The sequence below is a fragment of the Bacillus sp. SIMBA_005 genome (genome assembly GCF_046535585.1).
Classification (GTDB): domain Bacteria; phylum Bacillota; class Bacilli; order Bacillales; family Bacillaceae; genus Bacillus; species Bacillus pumilus.
On the sequence record NZ_JAWRWI010000508.1, the window covers coordinates 1 to 267 of the forward strand.

At 64.4% G+C, this 267-nt stretch carries 1 protein-coding gene; it reads left to right on the forward strand.

The genetic code is table 11. The features are described from left to right. Positions 1-267: ABC transporter permease subunit (locus tag SB660_RS21095; protein WP_410584334.1), on the forward strand; the 267-nt coding region annotated here is incomplete at both ends.

Below are 267 nucleotides of genomic sequence, written 5' to 3' on the forward strand. Positions count from 1 at the left end.
GATCGTGCCCCTGTTTATCGTCGTTCGCAGTATACCGCTGGCGGGCGGCAACGACATCTTCGGTCAGGGCGGGACCGGATGGATCGACAGCTGGTGGGCGCTGATCGTACCTTTCGTGTCCGCGCCCCTGTACGTGTTCCTCGCACGGCAGTTCTTCGTGGGCCTGCCGACGGAGCTCGCCGACGCGGCGCGCGTGGACGGGGTGAGCGAGATCGGGATCTTCTTCCGCATCATGGCACCGCTCGCGAAGCCCGCCTTTATTACGAT